This window comes from Novosphingobium sp. ERW19, assembly GCF_012641315.1.
GTDB lineage: Bacteria > Pseudomonadota > Alphaproteobacteria > Sphingomonadales > Sphingomonadaceae > Novosphingobium.
Genome location: NZ_JABAIC010000009.1, coordinates 158371 through 179633 on the forward strand (window position 1 = coordinate 158371; position 21263 = coordinate 179633).

The 21263-nt window shown below is 63.5% G+C and carries 19 protein-coding genes and 1 tRNA gene; 5 read left to right on the top strand and 15 right to left on the bottom strand.

The features are described from left to right. The first annotated feature begins 115 nt into the window (after positions 1-115). Positions 116-189, top strand: a tRNA-Gly gene (locus tag HGI46_RS17030). Between the two features lie 61 nt (positions 190-250). On the opposite strand, the gene HGI46_RS17035 is transcribed toward HGI46_RS17030, so the two are convergent. From HGI46_RS17035 to HGI46_RS17100, 14 genes are all read right to left on the bottom strand, one after another. After that, positions 251-1516: a glycosyltransferase 87 family protein gene (locus HGI46_RS17035; RefSeq protein ID WP_206065793.1), complete on the bottom strand. Its 1266-nt coding sequence runs from the start codon at positions 1514-1516 to the stop codon at positions 251-253. A gap of 38 nt (positions 1517-1554) precedes the next feature. Continuing rightward, complete coding sequence (locus HGI46_RS17040) at positions 1555-1917, bottom strand: GtrA family protein (protein WP_162895957.1); 363 nt, start codon at positions 1915-1917, stop codon at positions 1555-1557. 16 nt (positions 1918-1933) lie between these two features. Then, a complete protein-coding gene (locus HGI46_RS17045; RefSeq protein ID WP_168905203.1) occupies positions 1934-2920 on the bottom strand; it encodes a glycosyltransferase family 2 protein in 987 nt (328 codons plus the stop codon). Then, complete coding sequence (locus tag HGI46_RS17050; protein ID WP_168905204.1) at positions 2917-4011, bottom strand: hypothetical protein; 1095 nt, start codon at positions 4009-4011, stop codon at positions 2917-2919. The genes HGI46_RS17045 and HGI46_RS17050 overlap by 4 nt, the downstream gene beginning before the upstream one ends. Next, complete coding sequence (locus HGI46_RS17055; RefSeq protein WP_168905205.1) at positions 4011-5933, bottom strand: SLBB domain-containing protein; 1923 nt, start codon at positions 5931-5933, stop codon at positions 4011-4013. The genes HGI46_RS17050 and HGI46_RS17055 overlap by 1 nt, the downstream gene beginning before the upstream one ends. 18 nt (positions 5934-5951) lie before the next feature. Further along, positions 5952-6929: an NAD(P)-dependent oxidoreductase gene (locus tag HGI46_RS17060; protein ID WP_168905206.1), complete on the bottom strand. Its 978-nt coding sequence runs from the start codon at positions 6927-6929 to the stop codon at positions 5952-5954. After that, entirely contained in the window at positions 6922-7584 is a 663-nt protein-coding gene (locus HGI46_RS17065; protein ID WP_168905207.1) for an HAD-IA family hydrolase, read from the bottom strand. Before HGI46_RS17065 ends, HGI46_RS17060 begins: the two co-directional genes overlap by 8 nt. A gap of 3 nt (positions 7585-7587) precedes the next feature. Next, positions 7588-9465, bottom strand: a complete 1878-nt coding sequence (locus tag HGI46_RS17070) for a thiamine pyrophosphate-binding protein (protein ID WP_168905208.1) — start codon at positions 9463-9465, stop codon at positions 7588-7590. 4 nt (positions 9466-9469) lie between these two features. After that, the gene (locus tag HGI46_RS17075; protein WP_118073158.1) at positions 9470-10276 is read right to left on the bottom strand and encodes an aldolase/citrate lyase family protein; all 807 of its coding nucleotides are present in this window, start codon (positions 10274-10276) and stop codon (positions 9470-9472) included. Positions 10277-10305: 29 nt separating this feature from the next. Then, positions 10306-11673 carry a lipopolysaccharide biosynthesis protein RfbH gene (rfbH, locus tag HGI46_RS17080; RefSeq protein WP_168905209.1) on the bottom strand — a complete coding sequence of 456 codons (1368 nt, stop codon included), beginning with the start codon at positions 11671-11673 and terminating at the stop codon, positions 10306-10308. Next, positions 11670-12785: a CDP-glucose 4,6-dehydratase gene (gene rfbG / locus HGI46_RS17085; protein ID WP_168905210.1), complete on the bottom strand. Its 1116-nt coding sequence runs from the start codon at positions 12783-12785 to the stop codon at positions 11670-11672. Before rfbG ends, rfbH begins: the two co-directional genes overlap by 4 nt. A 2-nt stretch (positions 12786-12787) precedes the next feature. Beyond that, the gene (gene rfbF / locus HGI46_RS17090) at positions 12788-13543 is read right to left on the bottom strand and encodes a glucose-1-phosphate cytidylyltransferase (RefSeq protein ID WP_305036990.1); all 756 of its coding nucleotides are present in this window, start codon (positions 13541-13543) and stop codon (positions 12788-12790) included. A 141-nt stretch (positions 13544-13684) separates the two neighbouring features. Next, complete coding sequence (locus HGI46_RS17095; protein WP_206065794.1) at positions 13685-15286, bottom strand: glycosyltransferase family 39 protein; 1602 nt, start codon at positions 15284-15286, stop codon at positions 13685-13687. 245 nt (positions 15287-15531) lie between these two features. Beyond that, on the bottom strand, positions 15532-16245 hold the full coding sequence (locus tag HGI46_RS17100; protein ID WP_168905212.1) for an SDR family NAD(P)-dependent oxidoreductase: 714 nt from the start codon (positions 16243-16245) through the stop codon (positions 15532-15534). Between the two features lie 160 nt (positions 16246-16405). Here HGI46_RS17100 and HGI46_RS17105 point away from each other — a divergent pair, with 160 nt between their 5' ends. Genes HGI46_RS17105 through HGI46_RS17115 form a run of 3 tightly spaced genes read left to right on the top strand, consistent with a single transcriptional unit; the run spans position 16406 to position 18673 of the window. Next, positions 16406-17617 carry a toxic anion resistance protein gene (locus HGI46_RS17105; RefSeq protein WP_168905242.1) on the top strand — a complete coding sequence of 404 codons (1212 nt, stop codon included), beginning with the start codon at positions 16406-16408 and terminating at the stop codon, positions 17615-17617. A 7-nt stretch (positions 17618-17624) separates the two neighbouring features. After that, on the top strand, positions 17625-18380 hold the full coding sequence (locus HGI46_RS17110; protein ID WP_118073161.1) for a hypothetical protein: 756 nt from the start codon (positions 17625-17627) through the stop codon (positions 18378-18380). Beyond that, on the top strand, positions 18380-18673 hold the full coding sequence (locus HGI46_RS17115) for a polyhydroxyalkanoic acid system family protein (protein WP_168905213.1): 294 nt from the start codon (positions 18380-18382) through the stop codon (positions 18671-18673). Before HGI46_RS17110 ends, HGI46_RS17115 begins: the two co-directional genes overlap by 1 nt. A 39-nt stretch (positions 18674-18712) precedes the next feature. On the opposite strand, the gene acs is transcribed toward HGI46_RS17115, so the two are convergent. Beyond that, positions 18713-20662: an acetate--CoA ligase gene (acs, locus tag HGI46_RS17120; protein ID WP_168905214.1), complete on the bottom strand. Its 1950-nt coding sequence runs from the start codon at positions 20660-20662 to the stop codon at positions 18713-18715. Positions 20663-20836: 174 nt separating this feature from the next. Between acs and HGI46_RS17125 the strand changes: the two genes are divergently transcribed. Then, a complete protein-coding gene (locus tag HGI46_RS17125) occupies positions 20837-21184 on the top strand; it encodes a DOPA 4,5-dioxygenase family protein (protein ID WP_168905215.1) in 348 nt (115 codons plus the stop codon). Positions 21185-21263: the final 79 nt, after the last annotated feature.

Consider the following 21263-nt stretch of genomic DNA (forward strand, 5'->3'; position numbering starts at 1 on the left):
GACACGTGCATCGGGCAAATGCGGCGAACCGCAGCCGCAAGGTTGACGACCGCCCCTCGATCATGCCAGAGGCAGCGCATCCGGCAGCCCCGGATCAGGCAGCCTCCACGGCCGCGCGGGTGTAGCTCAATGGTAGAGCAGCAGCTTCCCAAGCTGAATACGAGGGTTCGATTCCCTTCACCCGCTCCAGCCTCTTATTTCGCCGCATCGCTGAGTTCAGGGTTGGCTCATCCCTTCGCCCGCTCCATTCTCACACGCAATTGCGCGCGTCGGCTTCTCTGTCCTCCATCACGGCGCGCCAGACGAGCGCGATGGTGTGCCACGCCAGCAGGCTGGGGGCCAGGATGTTCAGGACCGGCCGGATGAACATGCCGAGCCCGATGCCGTGCTGGACGGTGACGGTGCGCCCGGCAAAGAAGCTGTCCTGGATCATCGAAGGGATGGTCGAAAATACGATCTCGCCGGGAAGTGACAGGACATAGGCGATGACGATGGCGGCGGGGCGCAGCCAGCCTTCCCAGCGCTCCATCATCACGAACAGCAGTATCAGGGCGGGGGTGTAGCCGCCGGCTTCCGAAGTGATCAGGGCGAGGCTGACGGCCAGCAGCGTGGCCCGGTGGGCCGGCACCGCCTGTGGGCGGAACCAGATGGCGGCGGCACCGAGCACCATGCTGGCCTGACCCAGGCGAAGAATCAGGGAAATGATCGGATCGCCGGTCTCGACCAGCTGCGAACCGACCAGTGCAGTGATCGGGAAATCGGTGCTGTTCAGCAGCGACTTCATCGGGATGAACGTCACCGGATACCAGACATCAAGGACGCTTGCGGCATTGAAGCCGCCAGAGAAGGCCGTGATGTTGCCGACGATCTCGCCGGGCGTGCCGATGCCGAGCATGGCAAAGGAGGCGAGGTAGACAGCGACAAAGGCGATTGCGCCGCCTTCGAACCAGCGCCAGCGGCGACGCAGCAGTTGTGCCGCCAGGGCTGCCACCAGATAGACCTTGAGATTGATCGCCACGGCAAGGCTCAGCCACCGCAGGCGGGCCGACTTCAGCAACGGGCCAAAGGCCAGGATCATGCAGGCAAAGGCCAGCAGGATGAGATTGCCGCGCTCCAAGCCATAAAGCAGCGGCATGCCCGCGGTGAGCGCAAAGGATCGCGGTATGGCGGTGCGCCGGTCCAGCTTGGCAAATGCCAATGCGCAAAGGACGATATCCAGAAGATAGAAGCCATGGATCGCGGCGATGCCGAGCCAGTCACACGTGCGGACCTCGAGCCCGGCCGTCGTCTGCGCATAGCAGGATGCGAGGCCGAGGGGGCGCAGGACGACGAACGAAATCGGCGGGTAGATCGAGGCCCAGCTATCGTAGATGCCGCGGTCGTGCGCCCACCAGGCGGTGTTGAACCAGTCCATCCAGGTGTCGGACGATTCATAGAAGAACGGCTGCGGCAGATATCCCCGCGTGACGAGGTGCCACATGTTCCACACGGTCATCGCGGCAATGAGCGCGGCCATCGCCCATTCGAAGCGGAGCCCTGCGCGTCTGGCCATGATCAGGAGGCCGAGGGCCGGAAGACCCAGCGCTTGAGGACGAGATAGTTCAGGATGACACCGAAGGCGGTGGTTGCCGCGCCTGCAGCATAAGGGTTGGGTATGTATTGCGAAGCCAGGCGCAGGACGAGCAGGTTGACGATGTAGTTGCCGAGGTATGAAGCCACGAAGCGGAGTTTTGCCGGGCCGCTGCCGATGAACACGCCGCGCGAGTAGGTGACATAGTTGAACGCGGTGCCAAGGACGTACCCGATGGCCTGCGCCAGATACCGATCGAGGCCCAGCCATACCAGAGCGGCGTAGATGCCGAAGCCGAAGGCGGTGTTCATCGCTCCGGCAACCAGATAGCGCACAATCTCAACCATGCCCGCGCGCGGCATGTCAGTAATCTTGCGGGAAATTGTAGCGTTCCCGTTCGTGGACGAGCGGGGCTGCCCGGGTCCGCTCCGAAATCTGACGAACATGGTCTCCCATAAGCCCAAGGAAGCCGAAGATCAGCGAAACCTGCGCCTGCATCACGCTGCCGATCAGCCACCCGGCGATGGGGCGACCGGTAAAGAAGGCGATGCCTGCGCCGACCAGCATGGCCAAGGCGATCACGATGCCGACCACTCCGAAGTAAAGCGGCACGCGCAGGAGACGCTTGGACGAGCCGGTCAACCCCGTTACCGCGAAGTCGAGCAGAGTGAAGAAGTTGTTCTTCGATGCGCCACGCGCCCGGGGCGGGCGGACATAGCCGATCGTTTCAAGCGGGAAGCCCGTTTCTACCAGCAGCCCGCGATAGAACGGTTCAGGCTCATTCAGCGCCTTGATCGCATCGACGACACGGCGGCTGTAGAGACCAAAGCCGGTGGCATTGGGAATGGTCTGGAAATCGCCGAAGTTCTTGGCGAGCCAGTAGGACAGGCCACGCACCGCGCGTAGCACGGTTCCGGAATCCTCGGCTTCGCGGACGCCCAGTACGATGTCCACGCCTGCTCGCCAGCGTTCCACGAACTGAGGAAGCAGGGCAGGCGAATCCTGGAAATCGGCGCACATGCCGATGACGGCCCGCCCGCGCGCCGCGAAGATCCCATGCGTAGGCGAGCGCATCTGCCCGAAGTTGCGGGTGTTGACGATCAGGCGGATGCGCGGATCGCGCGCGCACATTTCCCGGATGATCGGCACCGTGCGGTCGGTGGAGCAATTGTCGATGAACAGGATTTCGAAGCTGGCTCCGGTCTTCTCAAGCTCGGCGATGACCGCCGCGGCAATGGCTTCGGCGTTGAGTTCCTCGTTGTAGCACGGGATCACGACCGAGATGTCCTCGATCCCGGTGGCATCTGCCGAAACGAGAGCGCGTGTCGGGGCGGTGCTGGCGCAGGTCATTGCACGACCTTTCGCGGCTCTCCCGGGGGAGGACGCAGCTTGTAGAATTCCACGGCCAGCCCGAGCAGCAACAGGAGCAGCCCGATCGCCAGGGCAGGGAGGTTGTACTGGCGGTCCGGATCGACATAGGCCGGTTCGAGAATGCGGATGTTGGCAGTGGAAGTCAGGTCCTCGACCGACGTGCCCTGCAGGAAACGCTTGTAGTTGTCGTAGAGCGACTGGGCGACATCAAGCTCGCGCCGCAGCCTGAGGCCCTTGGTCGATTCCTGGACCACCTGCCCGACCGAGCCGCGCTGTTGCGGCTGGGGTTCGGCTGCAAGCGCGCGACGCCGCAGCAGTTCCTGCAGTTCAACCTGGGCGCGCTGGACGAGAATGTTCTGGTCCGTGGCAAAACGGCGCAGCGCATTGAGTTCGGACTGCTTGGCCTCGATCTGCGCATCGAGCGCAGGGACTTTCTTGGCCACTTCCTGCACCGCCGACTGAGGATCGCCATAGCGCGTGTTGAGGCGGAAGGTATCGAATTCGGCCTGTGCCCGATCCAGCCGCTGCGCTGCCTGATCGACCAATTGTTCCAGAATGCGGCGCTTGTAGGCGGTTTGCTCGCGCGAGATCACGCCAAGCTGCTCGCGCACCGCATCGGCATAAGTTGCGACCACATCGCGCGCGAAATCACCGTCACGGCGGACCATCTCGATCTCGATGATCCCGCCGCGCATGATGCGTACGTCGACGTTCTTTTCGAGCCAGCGCAGGCCTTGCGTCTCGGTCAGGCCAAGCCGCTCACCCAGCTTGACGCGCCGGGCGACGAGCTGGCGGACATATACGCTTCGCGCGACCTTCAGGCTGACTTCGATCGCCGTCTGGTTGCCGAAGATGTTGGCGCCGGCACCAAGCTGGCTGAGCGTGCCCGAGAGGCCGAGCGTGGAGGGATCGCTTGGCGTCAGGCTTACCGCAGCGCGGTAGTTCTGCGGGTAAACCGTCAACACGGCACAGATCACCAGCGCGACAGCAAGACCGGTGCGACGGACGCGATCGTTGCCGATGATACGCCCGTGCACGAGGCTGCCGACAAGGCTCTTGCGCGGTGTCATCACTTGATCGCCGCAAGGGCTGCGGCACTGATGCCGGCCTGGAAGATGATCTGGGTAATGTCCTTGATCTTGGCCAGCAGCGTGGACGATTGCGTGCGAACCGGCACGAACAGCACGTCACCCGGCAACGCCGTGCTGTCGAGCGCGCCCTTGCGTTTGGTCTCCACTGCGCCATTGGCGTGGACAACGAAGATCGCGCCCTTGTCGGCCGAGCGCTGGACGCCGCCGGCCGATTCCAGATAGTCCTTCACCTTGCCGCTGCGTGCCGGATCGAGCAGGAACGAGGCCGGCCGGTATACCGCGCCGAATACGCCCACCGTATCGACGCGCGGCGGAACGATGATGCGATCGTTGTTTTCGAGGACGACCGTTTCGGGCAGACTCGTCGCGGTCGGCGTGATGTTCATCACCAGGCGCCCATCGGGTTCTGCGGTGCGCATTCTTTGCAGCAGGGCCCTGGCCGATGCCAGTTGCGCTTCACGGTAAGGCTGGCTTTGCGAGGCATAGCCGGTGAGGGCGGCGGCATTGACCATCTGTTCAAGCTGTTCGACCGCAGCCCTGAAGCTTTCGCGCTGTTGCTCGCGGACCGTGGCGCGGCTGAACACCGTTCCATAGACGAATGCCCGGCTGGTGAAGCCGCCGGCAAGGCGGACGACTTCGCTGACCGATGTGCCGGGGGCGACGAAGTAGTTTCCGGGCCGCTGAACCTCGCCCTCGAGCCGCACGAGCACGGACTGCTTTTCTATGGGGCGGGCGAGGCTGCCCTTGGCGAGGATCTGGAGAACGTCGCCGCCCTCGGCCGGGGAGAGGGCGAGCTGGGCGCGAGGCAGCTCGCGGCTGCCGACGCTGTCGCGGTCTGCAAGGCGGTAGAGGATGACACGATCGGGATCGGCCAGCTGGTTCGGGCCGCCGGCGTAGGCCAGAAGATCCTCCAGCGTCTCCTGTCCGCGCAGTTCGTAGATCGCTTCCTCGTTCGCGCTGCCGATCACCGCGACCTGCTTGCCGACTGCGGGCACGAACAGCACGTCCTCGTTGCGCAGTATCGGATCGCGTGAACGATCGCCCTTGCGCAGGATGTCGTAGAGATCGAAATCCTGCACTTCCTGCCCGTTGCGGTAGAGCTTGACGCTGCGCAGGCTGCCGCCCGCATTGGGGCCGCCCGCAGCGACCAGAGCACCGAGCAGCGTAGACAGGGAATTCACGGTGTAGACGCCCGGCTTCTGCGCGAAGCCTGTCACGAACACCCGGATGCCGTGGAGCTTCTTGATGCTGACAGACACGTCGTAGCCGCGATATTGCGCGCCGATCGCCTGCGAGACGTGCCGCTTGAGATCGCGATAGCGCACCCCGATGAGGCTGACCTCGCCAATGTTCGGGAGAAAGATGCGCCCGTTGGCGTCGACCGGGAATTCGGCGCTGCCGACGACCGATCCGGTCAGGTTGATCGCAATGACATCGCCCACGCCGATGGGATAATCGGGCGGAATGACGAGGGCCGAGGGCACGGAGTAATCGGTGGCACTTGGCACCAGCAGATCGGCGCCGAAGCGCGGCACCTTGCGGCCGGCCATGCTGGCGAGGAACTGTTCGAATTCGCTCAGCTTCGGTTCGGGGCGTTCGATATCGCCGCCCGATGTTTCGCGGGCGGCCTTGTCGGTGCCGGAACCGGACGAGCCTTCGGCGGAAACGTCGCGCTCGGTGCTGCTTCTTGCCGATGGCGTGATGTCGAGCGGCGTGAACAGGGTCGAGGTATTTGCGCTTTCGCTGTCGCTGCTGTCACGCTGCCCATTCTGCTGCGAGTTCTGTTGCGATTCCTGCTGCGCAAGTGCGGGCATGGCAAAGGCCAGCAAGCCCCCGGCGAGGGCGGGAACTATGGCCCGCGCGAAAGGCGCGGTGCGAGCGGGGGAGGGGGTGATAGGCATGACGTCTTCTTTTCTCGATCAGGCTGGGGCCGGCACGCCGGGAACAAGGGCCTTGGGGTGCGACTGTCCGAGCCAGTCCATCGTTTCTCTGATGCCCTGAAGCAGCGGCACGCGGGCGATCCCGTGCGTCCGGAGAAGGGCATCGTAGCGTGCGCCGTCCCCGTGATAGATGTCGGCATCGGGCGCGGTGATCGCCGCACGCTCGACGCTGCCTTCCGGCATCAGGCTGGCGACGAGCCGGGCGACGTCCCCCAGCTCCATCGGCTCTCCACCGCTGTCGAACCGCGATACGCCCTGCCCGCGCAGCATTGTGGCGAGGACCAGGCTCAGCAGTTCGCGCAAGCTGGCGTAGGAGCGGACGACTTGGCGGGGACTGCGCACTGCGATCGGCCTGCCTGCCAGCGCGTCAAGGATAAAGCTGGCAATGGCATAGGCTTCGGGCTTGTTGATGCGGGGGCCGAGCAAGGCATAGATGCGCACGATGGCGGCTGTGGCCTGACGATCCTGTGCCCATTTGCCGAAGCGCTCTTCCTCTTCGAGCTTGAGCTGCCCGTAGAGTTCGAGCGCACCTTGGGCGCTGCCGTCTTCCGCTTTTGCGGCGGCGCCTGACGAGGCAACGAACAGACCGGTGGTGCCGATCGCGTCCAGTGCGTCAAGCACTTGTCCGGTGATGGCGCGATTGGCCGCGGCGTAATCACGCTCGTCCATCACCGACGCGCGGTCCTTGGTCAGGAAGGCGGTGTGAAATACCCAGGTCAGGGCATGGGGGAGGTCGGCAATGGAAGAAAGCGCGGCTTGCGGCAGAGTGCTGCCGTCAGCCAGTGTCAATTCTCTGGCGCTCGATCCGAAAGCGCGGACCCGGGCGCGCAGAGCGTCAGGACCAAGTGCGGCGTTCAGCAAGTCGAGCAGCGCAAGGCCGATCCATCCACCCGAACCGGTGATGACGATCCGATGCCCGTCCCGGCGCAGAGCTTCCGCCACGATCGGATCAAGCATGGACGCCTGCCAGAATGGTGGAGGCAAGGTCTCCGAACCGGTCAAAGCTGCGGTCGGGGTCGGGGATGTAGTCAGCTTTTGCGTAGCCGTGGGTGAGGAACATGAACGGAATGCCGAGGCAGTCGGCCACGGCGTGATCGATTTCGCTGTCGCCAATGAACAGGCAATCGCGCGGCCGAACCTGCAGTTCCTCAAGGACCGCTTCGAGAAGATCGGGTGCAGGTTTGGACGGAATCCCCGGGCGTCCGCCCACGATCGAAGAGAACAGGTGCGCCAGATCCGTGTCGGCGAGGACCTGGTCGACGAGGGGCTGTGGCTTGTTCGAGCAGATTGCCAGCGTGAAACCCGCCTCGCGCAGGTCGATCAGACCTTTCTCGACATCGGCGAAGAGCGAGCTGCGCGCGGTTCGCTTGGTGGCATATCGCGCGCGGAATTCGGCTATTTCCTCGTCGGGATCGGCACAGGCGCTCCCGAGCAGCGCGGCGACCATGCGGGGACCGCCTTCGCTCATCCACGGCCGGGCAAACTCCGGGTCGATGACGAGATCGCTGCCACGGTCGCGCAGCATGTCGTCGAGAATCTCGACGCATATCGCGCAACTATCGACGAGCGTGCCGTCGAGGTCGAAGATCAGCGATTTCTGCACCCCCGCCATGGCCTATCTCAGGATGGCGCAGGGGCTCATGGCCTCTGCCAGTTCGGCATCGCTGAGGAAAGGCGAAAGGTCTTCCAGCGGCGGCGATACCATCGAGCCATCGGCCAGGCGGCGGCTGGACAGCTTGGGTTCGAACTGCTGACCCTTGTCTATCATCACTTCGCACAGCTGGGGCCCCGGACCATCCAGCGTCGCCCGAATGGCCGAATGCAGCTCACCATCGCGGCAGGCCTTGCGTGCGGGAAGTCCGAAACCATCGGCCAGTCTTGCGAAGTCGGGAAATGTCAGGCCGCTGTCTGGCCCGCAACCAACCGAAAAGCCGCTGAAGTGCGCAACCTGGGACTGGCGGATCGAATGGTAGCCGTCATTATTGAGGACGAAAATCTTGATTGGCAGATTTGCGCCGACGATCGTCTGCAATTCCTGCAGGTTCATCATGATCGAACCGTCACCGGCAAGGCAGACGATCCGCTTGGGTGCGCCACCCATGGCTGCGGCCCCGAAGTATGCACCGATCGCTGCGGGAAGATCGTAACCCATGCTGGCGCAGCCGGAGTTGGTGTAGAGCCGCTGGCCGGCCTTGATGCGTGCCGCCTGGAAAATCGTGACGCAGGCCGTACCGTCACCGGTGACGATGATGTCACCCTCGTCCAGTTCCTCGAACAGGGCTTCGGCAAACACGTAAGGGTTGCTTGGTCCTTCGGTCGAGCGCATCGAATCCAGCACGGCGGGGTATCGCGCAGAGCGTTCGCGACTGCGGGCGAGATAGGCTGCCCTGTGCGCTTCGCCAGCCGCTGGAATGGGCATGGACCGTGCCGCGGCAAAGAAGGCTCGCAGGTCAGCATGAATCGGTCGGTGAAGGCGCAGCGTCGGCTTGGCGAGTTCGGCGCTGTCGATGTCGACCATGGCCACCCGTGCATTGCGGGCAAAGCTGCCCCAGTTATAGCTGATCTGGCGGACATTGAGGCGGCTGCCGAGTACGAGGACGTAGTCTGCCGCCTGGACCGCGAAGTTGCCGCCACGATCGCCCACGCTGCCGGGCCGCCCGACATAAAGCGGGTGCGCATCCGGCAAGGCGTCGTGCGCGTTCCAGCCGGTCACGACCGGGGCACCGAGACGTTCGACGAATTCGAGAAACGCGGCATGCGTGCCTGACAGGCGGACACCGGCGCCCACGAACACGACTGGGCGTTCGGCTGCCGTGATCTCTGCCAGCAAAGCGCCGACTTCTGCTTCAAGATCAGTGCCTTCGAGAGCGCCGGCCTCTGCATCGGTATTGCTCGGAAGGTCGGCCAGACCTTCGTCAGACGCAGGATCATAACCTGCCAAGGCTTCGGGATCTACCGGGGCTGCCTGAACGTCGATCGGTACGTCGATCCAAACCGGGCCGGGCCTGCCCCTTCGGGCGAGGTGAATGGCGCGTTCGACCACCCGGCGCGTGTCCTGCGGGTCCTGCAGCAAGACGGCATACTTGGTAATCGGGCGCGCCATCGCGATGATGTCGACTTCCTGATCGCCAAGCTGGCGCAGGGGAATCTGCGGATAGTTACCCGCGATGGTCTCGCGCTTCACCTGCCCCGAAACGACGATCATCGGGACGGAATCGACATAGGCGCCATATACGCCGTTAAGGGCGTTCACGCCGCCCGGACCGGTCGTCACGTTGACCAGGGCGGGGCGTCCCGTGAGACGCCCGTAGCTTTCCGCGGCAATGGCGCAGGCCTGTTCGTGGTGGGAGAAGATCTTGCGCAGGCCCGCTTCCCGGCCGAACGCATCGTTCAGGTGCATGGCACCTCCGCCCGTCAGCATGAAGCAATCGCTGATGCCATGCTGGACGAGCAGACGCGCGATCAGGTCTGCAACACGAATAGTCTGCGCCATGGGGTCAGGCTGCTTCCGCCGTGCGGGCCGACACCTTCTGGCGGGCTTCCATCATTTCGATGCGGGCGGCGTCCTCCTCGGCGATGCCGCGGTAGAAATCGCGCTTGTTCTTCAGCCAGAGCAGTTCGAACTCGATCGCAAGTTCCATGCCGGCTTGGGCACGGCCATCATCGGCCACGATGGAATCGAACACGACCTTGCGGGTCTCGAAGCGGTCAAGCCGGTGGCGACGCGCGCCCGAAAGAAGCGGGATCGAATCCGGGCTGACACCGCCGCCCACGACCAGTTCGATGCCGCGAATGCGCGCTTCCTGCGCCACGCGGTTGACGTAGGCCGCCATGTCCGGTGAATTCACGAAGCCGCGATCCTGGCCGAGCGAGCCTGCAAAATCCACGCGGCCGAAGACGAAGCCGACCTTGCCTGCCTGCGCCACGCCGCCAAGTTCCTCGAGATGCTCGAACGTTGCCGCAGTTTCGACGTTGAACAGGAAGGACATGTCCTCCTGCTCCTTTGCCGGAAACACCTTGTTCTTGGCAGCGATGAACTTGCTGAGCGCATAGGGCGTTTCGACCATCGGGGCGATGATCATGTCGACTCCGTACTGGCGGGCTTCGATAAGATCGCGGATGGCCTCGCACCCGCCGATCTTCAGTGCCACCTTGAGTCCGGCGCGGCGCGCCAGTTCGAGCAGGCGAAGGAATTCATCGGAGCGTGTGCCTTCGGCTTCGAATTCCGCCTTGACCGCAACGAAACCGAGATCTTTCCGACCCTTTTCGAGAATGGCAAGCATTTGCTTTTCGTAAGTATTCATCTTGTCATCCTGTCCTTTTAACCAACAGATCAGCGCTTGCCGTTGACGAAATTGGCGAGCATTTCCACGCTGTAGGAAAGATGGTCTTCGGTAAGACCCGGATAGAGACCAATCCAGAAGGTGTTGGTCGTCACGAGATCGGCGTTGGCAAGGTCGCCAACAACACGAACATTGCGCCCCTTCATGTAGGGCTGATGCAGCAGGTTGCCGCCAAACAGCAGGCGCGTGCCGACCTGCTTGTCATTGAGGTACTGGACGAGCTCTTCGCGGTTCAGGCCGCTTTCGGGGCGGATCGTCAGCGGGAAGCCGAACCAGCTTGGCTTGCTGCGCGGGGTGGCCTCCGGAAGGATGAAGACATCCTCGAGCGGGCGCATCAGTTCGATCAGCTTGGCAAAGTTGCGACTGCGCGCGGCAATGAAATCATCGACCTGGGCAAGCTGGGCGAGGCCCACGGCAGCCTGCATGTCGGTAATCTTCAGGTTATAGCCGACATGGCCGTACGTGTACTTGTGGTCATAGCCGTGCGGCAGGGTGCCGAGGCGACGGGCAAAGCGCTTGCCACAGGTGTTGTCCTGACCGGGCGCGCACCAGCAATCCCGGCCCCAGTCGCGGATGGATTCGACCACGCGCTTGAGGCGCGGCTTGTCGGTGAACACAGCGCCGCCTTCGCCCATGGTGATGTGGTGGGCAGGGTAGAACGACAGCGTACCGAGATGGCCGAAGGTTCCGACCGGCTTGTCGTCATAAGTGGCGCCAAGCGCGTCGCAGGTGTCCTCGACCACCCAGAGGTTGTACTTCTCGGCAACGCGCATCACCTCGGCAAGGTCGAACGGGTTGCCCAGCGTGTGGGCGATCATGATCGCGCGGGTCTTTTCCGAGACCGCAGCTTCGATCATTTCCGGCTTGATGTTGTAGGTCGGGATGTCGACGTCGACGAACACGGGCACGAGCCCGTATTGCAGCGAGGGATTGACCGTCGTGGGAAAGCCGGTGGCGACGGTGATGACTTCGTCACCAGCCTTCAGCGCTTCGCTGCGATGGTAGTGCGACGTGAGCGCGGCCAGCGCGAGAAGGTTTGCCGACGAGCCGGAATTGGTGGTGAGCGCGTGGGCTACGCCCATGCGTTTGGCCAGCTGTTCCTCGAAAAGCGCATTGTAGCGCCCTGTCGTCAGCCACATGTCGAGGCTGGCGTCGACCAGGTTGCGCATCTCGCTTTCGCCCACGACCTTGCCGGACACCGGCACTGGGCTCTGTCCCGGCACGAAGGGGCGAGGGCCGTGGAAACGGCGGGCATATTCGCCAGAAAGGCTCAAGATCAGCTGGCGCAGCTCGGCTTCGTCGGCATGGGCGGCCACGGCCTGAACGTCGGCAGCGCGGGGAAGGGTGTCGGTTGTCATGTCATGCACTGCCTGATTGGAATTGTTGGGCCTGATTGGAATTGCTGGAATTTTTCGCGGTATTCGGTGAGCTGGCCAAGCGAAGTGGCTCTGGCGCAGTCGCCGCGATCCACGGTCTGGTGCCAGGAGACGATGCGCTGCAGCGCTTCGTCGAGCCGCCAGGTCGGCCGCCAGCCGAGGACGCTGCGCGCCTTTGCGCAATCGAGCCTGAGATTGTGTGCTTCGTGCAGGTTGGCCGCAGTTTCCGGACGGTCCCAGCCGGATGCGCCCCACGCTGCGGTCATCCTGTCGGCAATCCAGTCAACCGGCCGAGTGTCGTCATCCGCCGGGCCGAAGTTCCAGCCCTCGGCCGCCCAGGACTTCCCAGAAGCTAGCGCTTCGGCAATCATCAGGTAACCGCCGAGAGCTTCCAGTACGTGTTGCCACGGGCGGATGGCATGAGGGTTGCGAATCAACGGGCGCGCACCGGCGATCAACGCGCGGACGATGTCCGGGATCAGGCGATCCTGTGCCCAGTCGCCCCCGCCGATGACGTTGCCGGCGCGGACCGAGGCAAGACCAGCTGCCCCTTCGGCCGAGAAGAAGCTGCGGCGATAGGCGGAGATCACGATCTCTGCCGCGCCTTTGCTGGCGGAATAGGGATCGTGCCCCCCCATCGGATCGTTTTCGCGATAGGGCCAGAGCCATTCGCGGTTCTCGTAGGCCTTGTCCGAAGTGATGCAGACGATCGCCCGCAGGGCCTTTGCCCGTCTGCACGCTTCGAGCACGTGCACCGTACCCTGGACGTTGGTTGCAAACGTCTCGACCGGCGTATCATACGACAGGCGGACGAGAGGTTGCGCGGCCATGTGGAATACGACTTCGGGATCGCTCCGTTCGACCGCAGCCACGCACGTGGGCAGATCGCGAATGTCGCCTTCGATATGGTCGACCAGCGCATCGATCCGTGCCTGGCGGAACAGGCTCGTCTCTTCGGCCGGAAGTGACAGGCCGGTGACCTTGGCGCCCATTTGCGTAAGCCACAAACATAGCCAGCTGCCCTTGAAACCGGTGTGACCGGTCAGCAGGACCCGGCGTCCTGCCCAGAAAGCGGGATCGTGTTGGTGCGCCATGCTTACCAGCACTTCCAGGGCGCGGAACCTTCGGCCCAGAGGCGGTCAAGCAATTGCTTGTCGCGCAGGGTATCCATGGGTTGCCAGAACCCGCTGTGCCTGAAGGCGACGAGTTCGCCCTGCCGAGCGAGTGTTTCCAGCGGGCCGCTTTCCCAGATTGTGTCGGCGCCGGGGATCAGATCGATGACCGATGGATCGAGGACAAAGAAGCCGCCGTTGATCAGCCCGCCGTCGCCAGCGGGCTTTTCCTTGAAGTCGACCACCTTGTCACCATCGAACTCCAGCGCGCCGAACCGCCCGGGAGGGGCGACAGCCGCGATGGTCGCCTTGCGGCCGTGGGCGCGGTGGAAGGCGAGTTCGGCGGTCACGTCGATATCGGCAACGCCATCGCCATAAGTGAAGCAGAACGGCTCATCATCGAGATGGGAGCGGACCGCGCGCAGGCGGCCGCCGGTCTGCGCTTCGGCACCGGTTTCGACCAGCGTCACCTTCCATGGCTCGCACTTGGCCTGGTGGACCTCGATGGCATTGCGCGAAAGATCAATGGTTACATCGGCCGAATGCAGGAAATAATTCGCGAAGAACTCCTTGATGACGTATCCCTTGTAACCAAGGCATATCACGAAATCAGTCACGCCATGGGCAGCGTATATTTTCATGATGTGCCAGATTATCGGAAATCCGCCGACTTCGACCATTGGTTTTGGGCGAACAGACGTTTCTTCGCCAAGGCGAGTCCCCAGACCGCCTGCCAGAATGACCGCTTTGGTCAAAGTATACCCCAGAATGATTGTATGATATAAGGGCGTCGCCCCAACCACTCCTCATTATTACTTAGGTTTGCCAAAAGCGCGGCCATTCGCGTCCATTTTGGAGAAGAAGCGAAAAGTTACCTTCATTTAGAAGCTAATAATTCTGACCACCGGGCCGCTTCTTGGCGCATTTTCTTGCGGGCGAAGCACGATCCGCTCCTGTCCCTTTTGCAATAGCGTCTGGTACATTCGCATTTCGTCGCGGAAGCGATCGCTCTCGGCTGCGTAGCGATCATACTGTGCGATGATCGCATAATCGGCTGCGCAGGAGCCGGCGCGTTCAGGCGCAAGTGTGCCGTAATCGACGATGGCGCGTGATCCCCGCGCGGACTCGATCGTGGCATAGTCGATCTTGCCCGCCAGCATGGCTTTGGCATCGACGCAGCCTGCATCGCCCATCGGAAACAGGATGCGCCATGGTGCACCCTGCAGGTCAAAGGCGAACTGTTCGATAAGCACCGTGGAGCCGGGCGGAATGTTGGCCAGCGCCCAGGCGGAGGCCGCTTGACGCGTGTCCTGCGCCCGCGCCGCAGTTCGATCGAGCGAGGCTGCGGCCAAGGGAAGGGCAACCCCTGCGAGAACGGCGGCAGGAGCGAGCCTTTGGGCCCAGGATCCACGCGCGGCGGCCCGGTTTGTGATCCAGCTTGTGGCTGCACCGATGGCAATCGCCATGAGCGGCAGCAACGGCAAGGCCCAGCGGTCCCACACCAGACGTTGCGCTGCCAATACCACGATGAAGCCCAGCAGCACTGGCAGCAGCACTCTTGCCGCCATCCCGAGGCGCGCGATCAGCCACAGGCCCCAGATTGCGAGCAGTGATCCCGCCAGGCCAAGACCTGTCAGGACCGGACCCTGCCCATACCACGCCAGGTTCTGCCAGGGAGGGCCACCGGTTGCGCCAAGGTGATGCGCCTGCGCCTCGCCCTGCAGGTTGCGCCAAAGCGTTTCGTGATCCAGCACAAGGTAGGGGGAAATCAGCAGCAGCAGTGCGATGGTCAGCGCGCCGAACACCGCTAGACCGGCGAGGCTTTCGCGCAAGGTAGCCTCATCTTTCCTCCAGCGATCGAGCAGCACCGCGACCATCGCCAGGGCGCCCAGCGTAAACGGCCATTTGGTGGCGATGGCCAGCGCCAGCCAGACTGTGGCCCACACGAAGCGGCTTTTCGAGGCCTCGCGGGCAAAGAGCGCAGTGGCGATCAGGCAGGCAAGCAGAAAGCTTGTTGCCATGATGTCGGACCTGATGACTTGCGCCCAGGTCACCGCCAGAGGGCTGACCGCAAGGACGAGGCCCGCACCCAGCGCTGCCTTGCCATCGAGAAGCTCGGAAGCGAGGCGCATGGTCAGCCAGACGCAGAGGACTCCGAACCCGGCCATGGCGATGCGTCCCGGCAGGATGATCAAGGTCGGATCGGCAAAGACCGCGTCGGCAAAGGCTGCGGGTGATGCGAAATGACCGGTGACGTAACCCGCACCGAATACGAGCACGTCGACCAGCGCGAGAACATACATCGTGGTTGTGGCAGGATGGCCGAACCATCCGGGATTGAGCGTGCCGGTGCGCAGCATGCGGATGGCTCCCATCTCGAACATCAGTTCGTCGGGATCGTTGAGCGCGGGCAGACCAAAATCGATGTGCTGAAGGCGCAAGGCTGCGGCCAGAACCAGAACTGCCATCATGGCCAACTTCATCCTGATCCCGGTCATTCGCAGGTTTGATCAGCCATATGCGATGCCGCAGGCGTTGAGTCCGGGTGCGGCATGGTATCAATAGGTCCTTGTCTGTGCTTGCCTTCCTGCCGGCGTCTCTTGAGAATAGCGTGCGGCGGGAAGTTACGGCGAACTTCAAGGCACCCTATAGCCTGAAGTCGCAATAGTCCGCGTCGGCCCGCTCCATTTTGGATTCACTTTCGATATGTCGATGTGCGGCGCGACCGTCAGAACGGGATCTCCGCACCGTCCCAGGCCATCAACCTGCCGGATTGCGCCGGTGTCAGGCCGTCGATCACGTCGAGCAAGTGTCCGGCCGAGCGTTCGGCGGTAAACAGCTTTTCCGATGGCACGCCGCGCTGGAAGGGCCGTGAGAGGGGGGTATCGACCGTGCCCGGATGCAGCGTGACGGCCACGGCCTGCGGGTGGGTGCGGGCAAGTTCGATGGCGAGAGTCTTCACCAGCATGTTCAGCGCCGCTTTCGAGGCGCGGTAGGAGTGCCAGCCGCCAAGGCGGTTGTCGCTGATCGAGCCGACGCGGGCTGATATGGCGGCGAAAACGGCAGGCCGGTCCCTCGGCAGCAGAGGCAGGGTGTGGCGGGCGATCAGGGCAGGGCCGATGGTATTGATCGCGTAGAGCTCCGCCATCGCACCGGCATCCAGCGCGCGCCATGACTTTTCGGGGCCTTCGCCAGTTGCGCGAACCAGACGGCCGGTCGCCACGATCACAAGGTCGAGCGGGGCGCCGATCGCTGCGCAGGCCTGGGCGATGGAGCTCTCATCGAGCAGGTCGAAGCGGTGGGGCACGATTTTGCCATCGCCGCCGCCGCCGCTGCGCGACAGGGCATGGACTTCGGCCACGTCTTCACGCGCGGCAAGAAGAGCGGTCAGGGCGGCGCCGATGCCGCCACTCGCACCGAATACGGCACATCGTTTCATCATGGTCATCATGCCGTTGATGGAGCTGTGGCAACGCTCCGTCGATATGGCCCAAGGCATGGCGCTGTGTTGCGAGTATAAGACAGCTTGCGCCCGGCCGCGCGACATACCATGTTGCCAAGATAGCATGTTGAACGCGCTCAATTCCGAAAGTCCCAGCACGATGGCTTCCACACCGACCGAAACCGCCACGATGTCCCCGATCAGCCTGACCCCGCCCGATCCGGTGCCGGTAGTTGCCCCCGCGCAGGCGGCAGGGCTGGTGCCGGTATCGGACGAGAACCGGTCCAAGCTTGAGGCCAAGGTCGATGCGTTCGTGGCCGATCTGATCTCGGTCGATGCGCAGAGCCCGGAATTTGGCAAGAAGGTCGACCAGTTGACCAACATGGGCCGCAAGGAGATTGCGCAGGCGGCGGGCATGTCGAACCGGTTTCTCGACCGGCCGATCCGCGCGATGGACAAGGACAGCGGCGTCGGTGCCGATCTTGCCGCGCTGCGCCGCACGATCGAGGACCTCGATCCCGGCCGGCAGGGCAACCTGTCCTCGGGCCGCAAGTTTTTGGGCATCATCCCCTTCGGCAACAGCCTGAAGAAGTATTTCGATGGCTACACCTCGGCGCAGGGGCACATCAAGGCGATCCTTGAACGCCTTGCCTCGGGCAAGGACGAGTTGCTGATGGACAATGCCGGGATCGACGTGGAGCGCCAGAAGCTGTGGGAGGCGATGGGCAATCTCGAGCAGATGATCCATATCTCCAAGACGCTCGACGCCAAGCTGGAGGAGGCCGCTGCCGATCTCGACCACACCGAGCCGGCCAAGGCCAAGGCGATCCGCGAATCTGCGCTGTTCTACACCCGCCAGCGCACGCAGGACCTGCTGACGCAGATGGCGGTGACGGTGCAGGGCTATCTCGCGCTCGATCTGGTCAAGAAGAACAACGTCGAACTGGTCAAGGGCGTGGACCGCGCCAGCACGACCACAGTGGCGGCACTGCGCACGGCGGTGACCGTGGCGCAGGCGATGACCAACCAGCGGCTGGTGCTGCAGCAGATCACCGCGCTCAACACCACGACCGCGAACATGATCGACAGTACCGGAAAGCTGCTGCGCGAGCAGACCGGCAAGATCCACGAGATGGCCGCTTCAAGCACGATCCCGCTGGAAACGCTGCAGCGTGCCTTCCAGAACATCTACGACACGATGGACACGATCGACACCTTCAAGCTCAAGGCTCTCGATGCGATGAAGCAGACGGTGACCACGCTGTCGGGCGAGGTCGAGAAGTCGAAGGGGTACATCGCGCGGGCGGAAGGCGCAGCGCAGGCCAAGCTGGCAGGCCCCGAAACCTCGCCGCTCCTGACGCTCGAGGGCTGAGCAGCGCATGGCCAATTCCTCGGCTCATGACAGCGACCGTATCCTTGCCGAAGCGCGCTCCTCGCTGGTGCGACAGCAGGCGGGCGGGCGGCGCAGCATCGGCAAACGCTCAGCCGAACTGAAGCGACAGCATTTCGGCAAGAAGGCCGCACGCATGGCGATGTCGGTCGGCGTACTGCTGGTGGGCGCGATGGTTGCGGGGATGATCCTCGACGGCATCGGCATTCTCGGCGTGATGGTGCTGGGCCTGGCGATCGTCGCTGCGCTGGCATTCTTCGCGAAGTATCCGAAGATGAAGGTGCCTGATCTGTCGGCGCTCAACACCGGCGATGTGCGAACGATGGTCGGGCGGACCGAACTGTGGCTCGAGGCCCAGCGTCCGGCGCTGCCTGCGCCGGCGGTGCAGCTTGTCGACCAGATCGGCGTGCAGCTCGATGGCCTCGGAGTCCAGCTCGAAGGCATCGATCCGGCCGAACCTGCCGCCGTCGAGGTGCGCAAGCTGGTGGGCGAGCATCTGCCGGGCATGGTCGAAAGCTGGCGCAAGATTCCGCCCCATTTGCGGCGCGAAGAGCGCGGCGGGCGAAATGCCGATCAGCAGCTTGCCGATGGTCTTGGCAAGATATCCAAGGAAATCGACGAGATCACGCGGCAGCTGGCGGCGGGCGATCTCGATGCGCTCGCCGTGCGCGGGCGCTATCTGGACTATCGCTACGGGGAAGGTCTAGAGGCGGCGCCCCAGCTCGAAGCCCCGAAGGTCAACTGATGCGCATCGCCATTCCCCACTCGCTCGACCGTGACGAAGCGCGCCGGCGGCTGCGCGAGAAGGCGGCGCAGGCCGCGGCCAAGGCTGACGGCATGGCAGAGGTGAAGACCACCTTCACCGACGACGACCACATGGTGATGACCGTCAGCGCGATGGGCTACACGCTCGATTGCGGGGTGGAACTGGCCGAAAAGGAACTGGTGGTCGAGGTCGACATCCCCGCCAGCCTCGGTTTTGCCAAGCGCATGATCGAAGGCGTGATCCGCGAGAAGAGCGGCAAGCTGCTGACGTGAAGCCGAGGGCGCAGCCATCAAGGCCGCGCCCCTGATCAATCAGGCCTTTTCCAGTTGCGGGCGGTTGGCGACGAGGTTGTCGACCACGCTGGGATCGGCCAGCGTCGAGGTGTCGCCAAGATTGGACATGTCATTCTCGCCGATCTTGCGCAGGATGCGGCGCATGATCTTGCCCGAGCGGGTCTTGGGCAGGCCGGGGGCGAACTGGATCACGTCGGGCGTGGCGATCGGGCCGATCTCGTGGCGGACCCACTGGATCAGCTCCTTGCGCAGGGCCTCATCCGGCTCGACCTCGGCATTGCAGGTGACGAAGGCATAGATGCCCTGGCCCTTGATGTCGTGCGGCATGCCGACGACGGCAGCTTCGGCAACCTTGGCGTGGGCGACCAGCGCGCTTTCGATCTCGGCCGTGCCCATGCGGTGGCCCGAGACGTTGATCACGTCATCGATGCGGCCGGTGATCCAGTAGTAGCCATCCTCGTCGCGGCGGCAGCCGTCGCCGGTGAAATAGAGGCCCTTGAACGTGCTGAAATAGGTCTGGAAGAAGCGTTCGTGATCGCCCCAGACCGTGCGCATCTGGCCCGGCCACGAGTCGGTGATGACAAGGCAGCCGTCGGTCGCGCCTTCAAGAAAATTGCCATCGTTGTCGACCAGCGCCGGCTTCACGCCGAAGAACGGACGGCTGGCCGAGCCGGGCTTGAGCGGCGTGGCGCCGGGCAGGGGCGTGATCATCGCCGCGCCGGTTTCGGTCTGCCACCAGGTGTCGACGATCGGGCAGCGGCTGTCGCCCACGACCTTGTGATACCATTCCCACGCCTCGGGATTGATCGGCTCGCCCACGGAACCCAACAGGCGCAGCGACTTACGGCTGGTCTGCTTCACCCAGTCATCGCCTTCGCGCATCAGGGCGCGCAGGGCGGTGGGGGCGCCGTAGAAGATCTCGACCTGGAACTTGTCGACCACCTGCCAGAAGCGGCTGGGATCGGGGAAGTTGGGCACGCCTTCGAACATCACCGTGGTCGCGCCATTGGCGAGCGGTCCGTAGACGACATAGGAGTGGCCGGTGACCCAGCCGATATCCGCTGCGCACCAGTAGATCTGGCCGGGCCGGTAATCGAACACGTACTGGTGGGTCATCGAGGCCCAGACCGAGTAGCCGCCAGTGGTGTGCAGCACGCCCTTGGGCTTGCCCGTGGAGCCGGACGTGTAGAGGATGAACAGCGGATCTTCCGCGTTCATTTCCTCAGGCGTGCAGTCGGCACTTTGCGCGGCAACGCCCGTGGCCCAGTCGACGTCGCGGCCCTCGACCATCGGCACGTCGGCACCGGTGTGGCGCAGCACGATCACGCTGTCGACGCCGGGGCACTGCTTGAGCGCTTCGTCGACGTTGGCCTTGAGCGGGACCTTCTTGCCGCCGCGCAGGCCTTCGTCGGCGGTGAGAACGATGCGGCTGTCGCAGTCGATGATGCGGCCGGCAAGAGCGTCGGGGCTGAAACCGGCAAAGACGATCGAGTGGATCGCGCCGATGCGGGCGCAGGCGAGCATGGCGACGGCGGCTTCAGGCACCATCGGCAGGTAGATCGTCACGCGCTCCCCGCGCTTGACGCCTTGCGCCTTGAGCAGGTTGGCAAAGCGGCAGACCTGTTCGTGCAGTTGGCGGTAGGTGATTTCGCGGTGGGGCGTGGTCGGGCTGTCCGGCTCCCACAGGATGGCAATCTGGTCGCCGCGCGCTTCCAGATGGCGGTCAAGGCAGTTGGCCGAGAGGTTGAGCGTGCCGTCCTCGAACCAGCGGATGCCGAAATCGGCCTCATGATACGATGTATTCTTCACCTTGGTGAAGGGCTTGATCCAGTCGAGCCGCTTGCCGTGTTCCGCCCAGAAGGCTTCGGGATCTTCGACCGACTGGCGGTACATCTCGAAGTAGCCCACTTCATCGACAAGGGCGTTCTCGGCCCATTCTGCAGGGACCGGATAGACTGCTTCGCCCATGTTCAAACCCTCCTCGAAACTTTCTCTTACCCGCGTGTGTAACCTGTGTCGGCTGCTGGGGCTTTTGGACAATAGTCGTAGATATCCGCCGACTCCGCCGAAGCGGCAAGCCGCTCCGTAAGCCCTTGGCAGCACGATGTTGCGATTGGCAAGCGCTTGACGCAATAGCAGCAAATGCAAACCTTTGCCGACTACCACGCGCACGTCTATTTCGATCCTGCAGAGGCGGATGAAGCCGGCGGGCTGTGCATGAGAATGCGCGACGAGCTTGGCGTTGCGATGGGGCGCGTGCACGCCCGCCCGGTTGGGCCGCATCCGCGTGGGTCGTGCCAGATGACGATCCCGGCAGAGCGAATCGGTGCTGCCATCCCCTGGATGATGGAAAATCGCGGACATTTCACGATCTTCTGCCACGGCAACAGCGGCAATGACCTGGACGATCACACCCGCCATGTCATGTGGTTAGGCGATAGCGAGGCCCTGAACCTTGCTCAATTCGGATCAATTCAGTCAAAAATGTAAATCAGCAACATTTTGTCGCATTGCCGCCCGTCGCGCGCAAAACGGTGCCTTCAGCTAGAGAACATGTCGATCTGCGGGG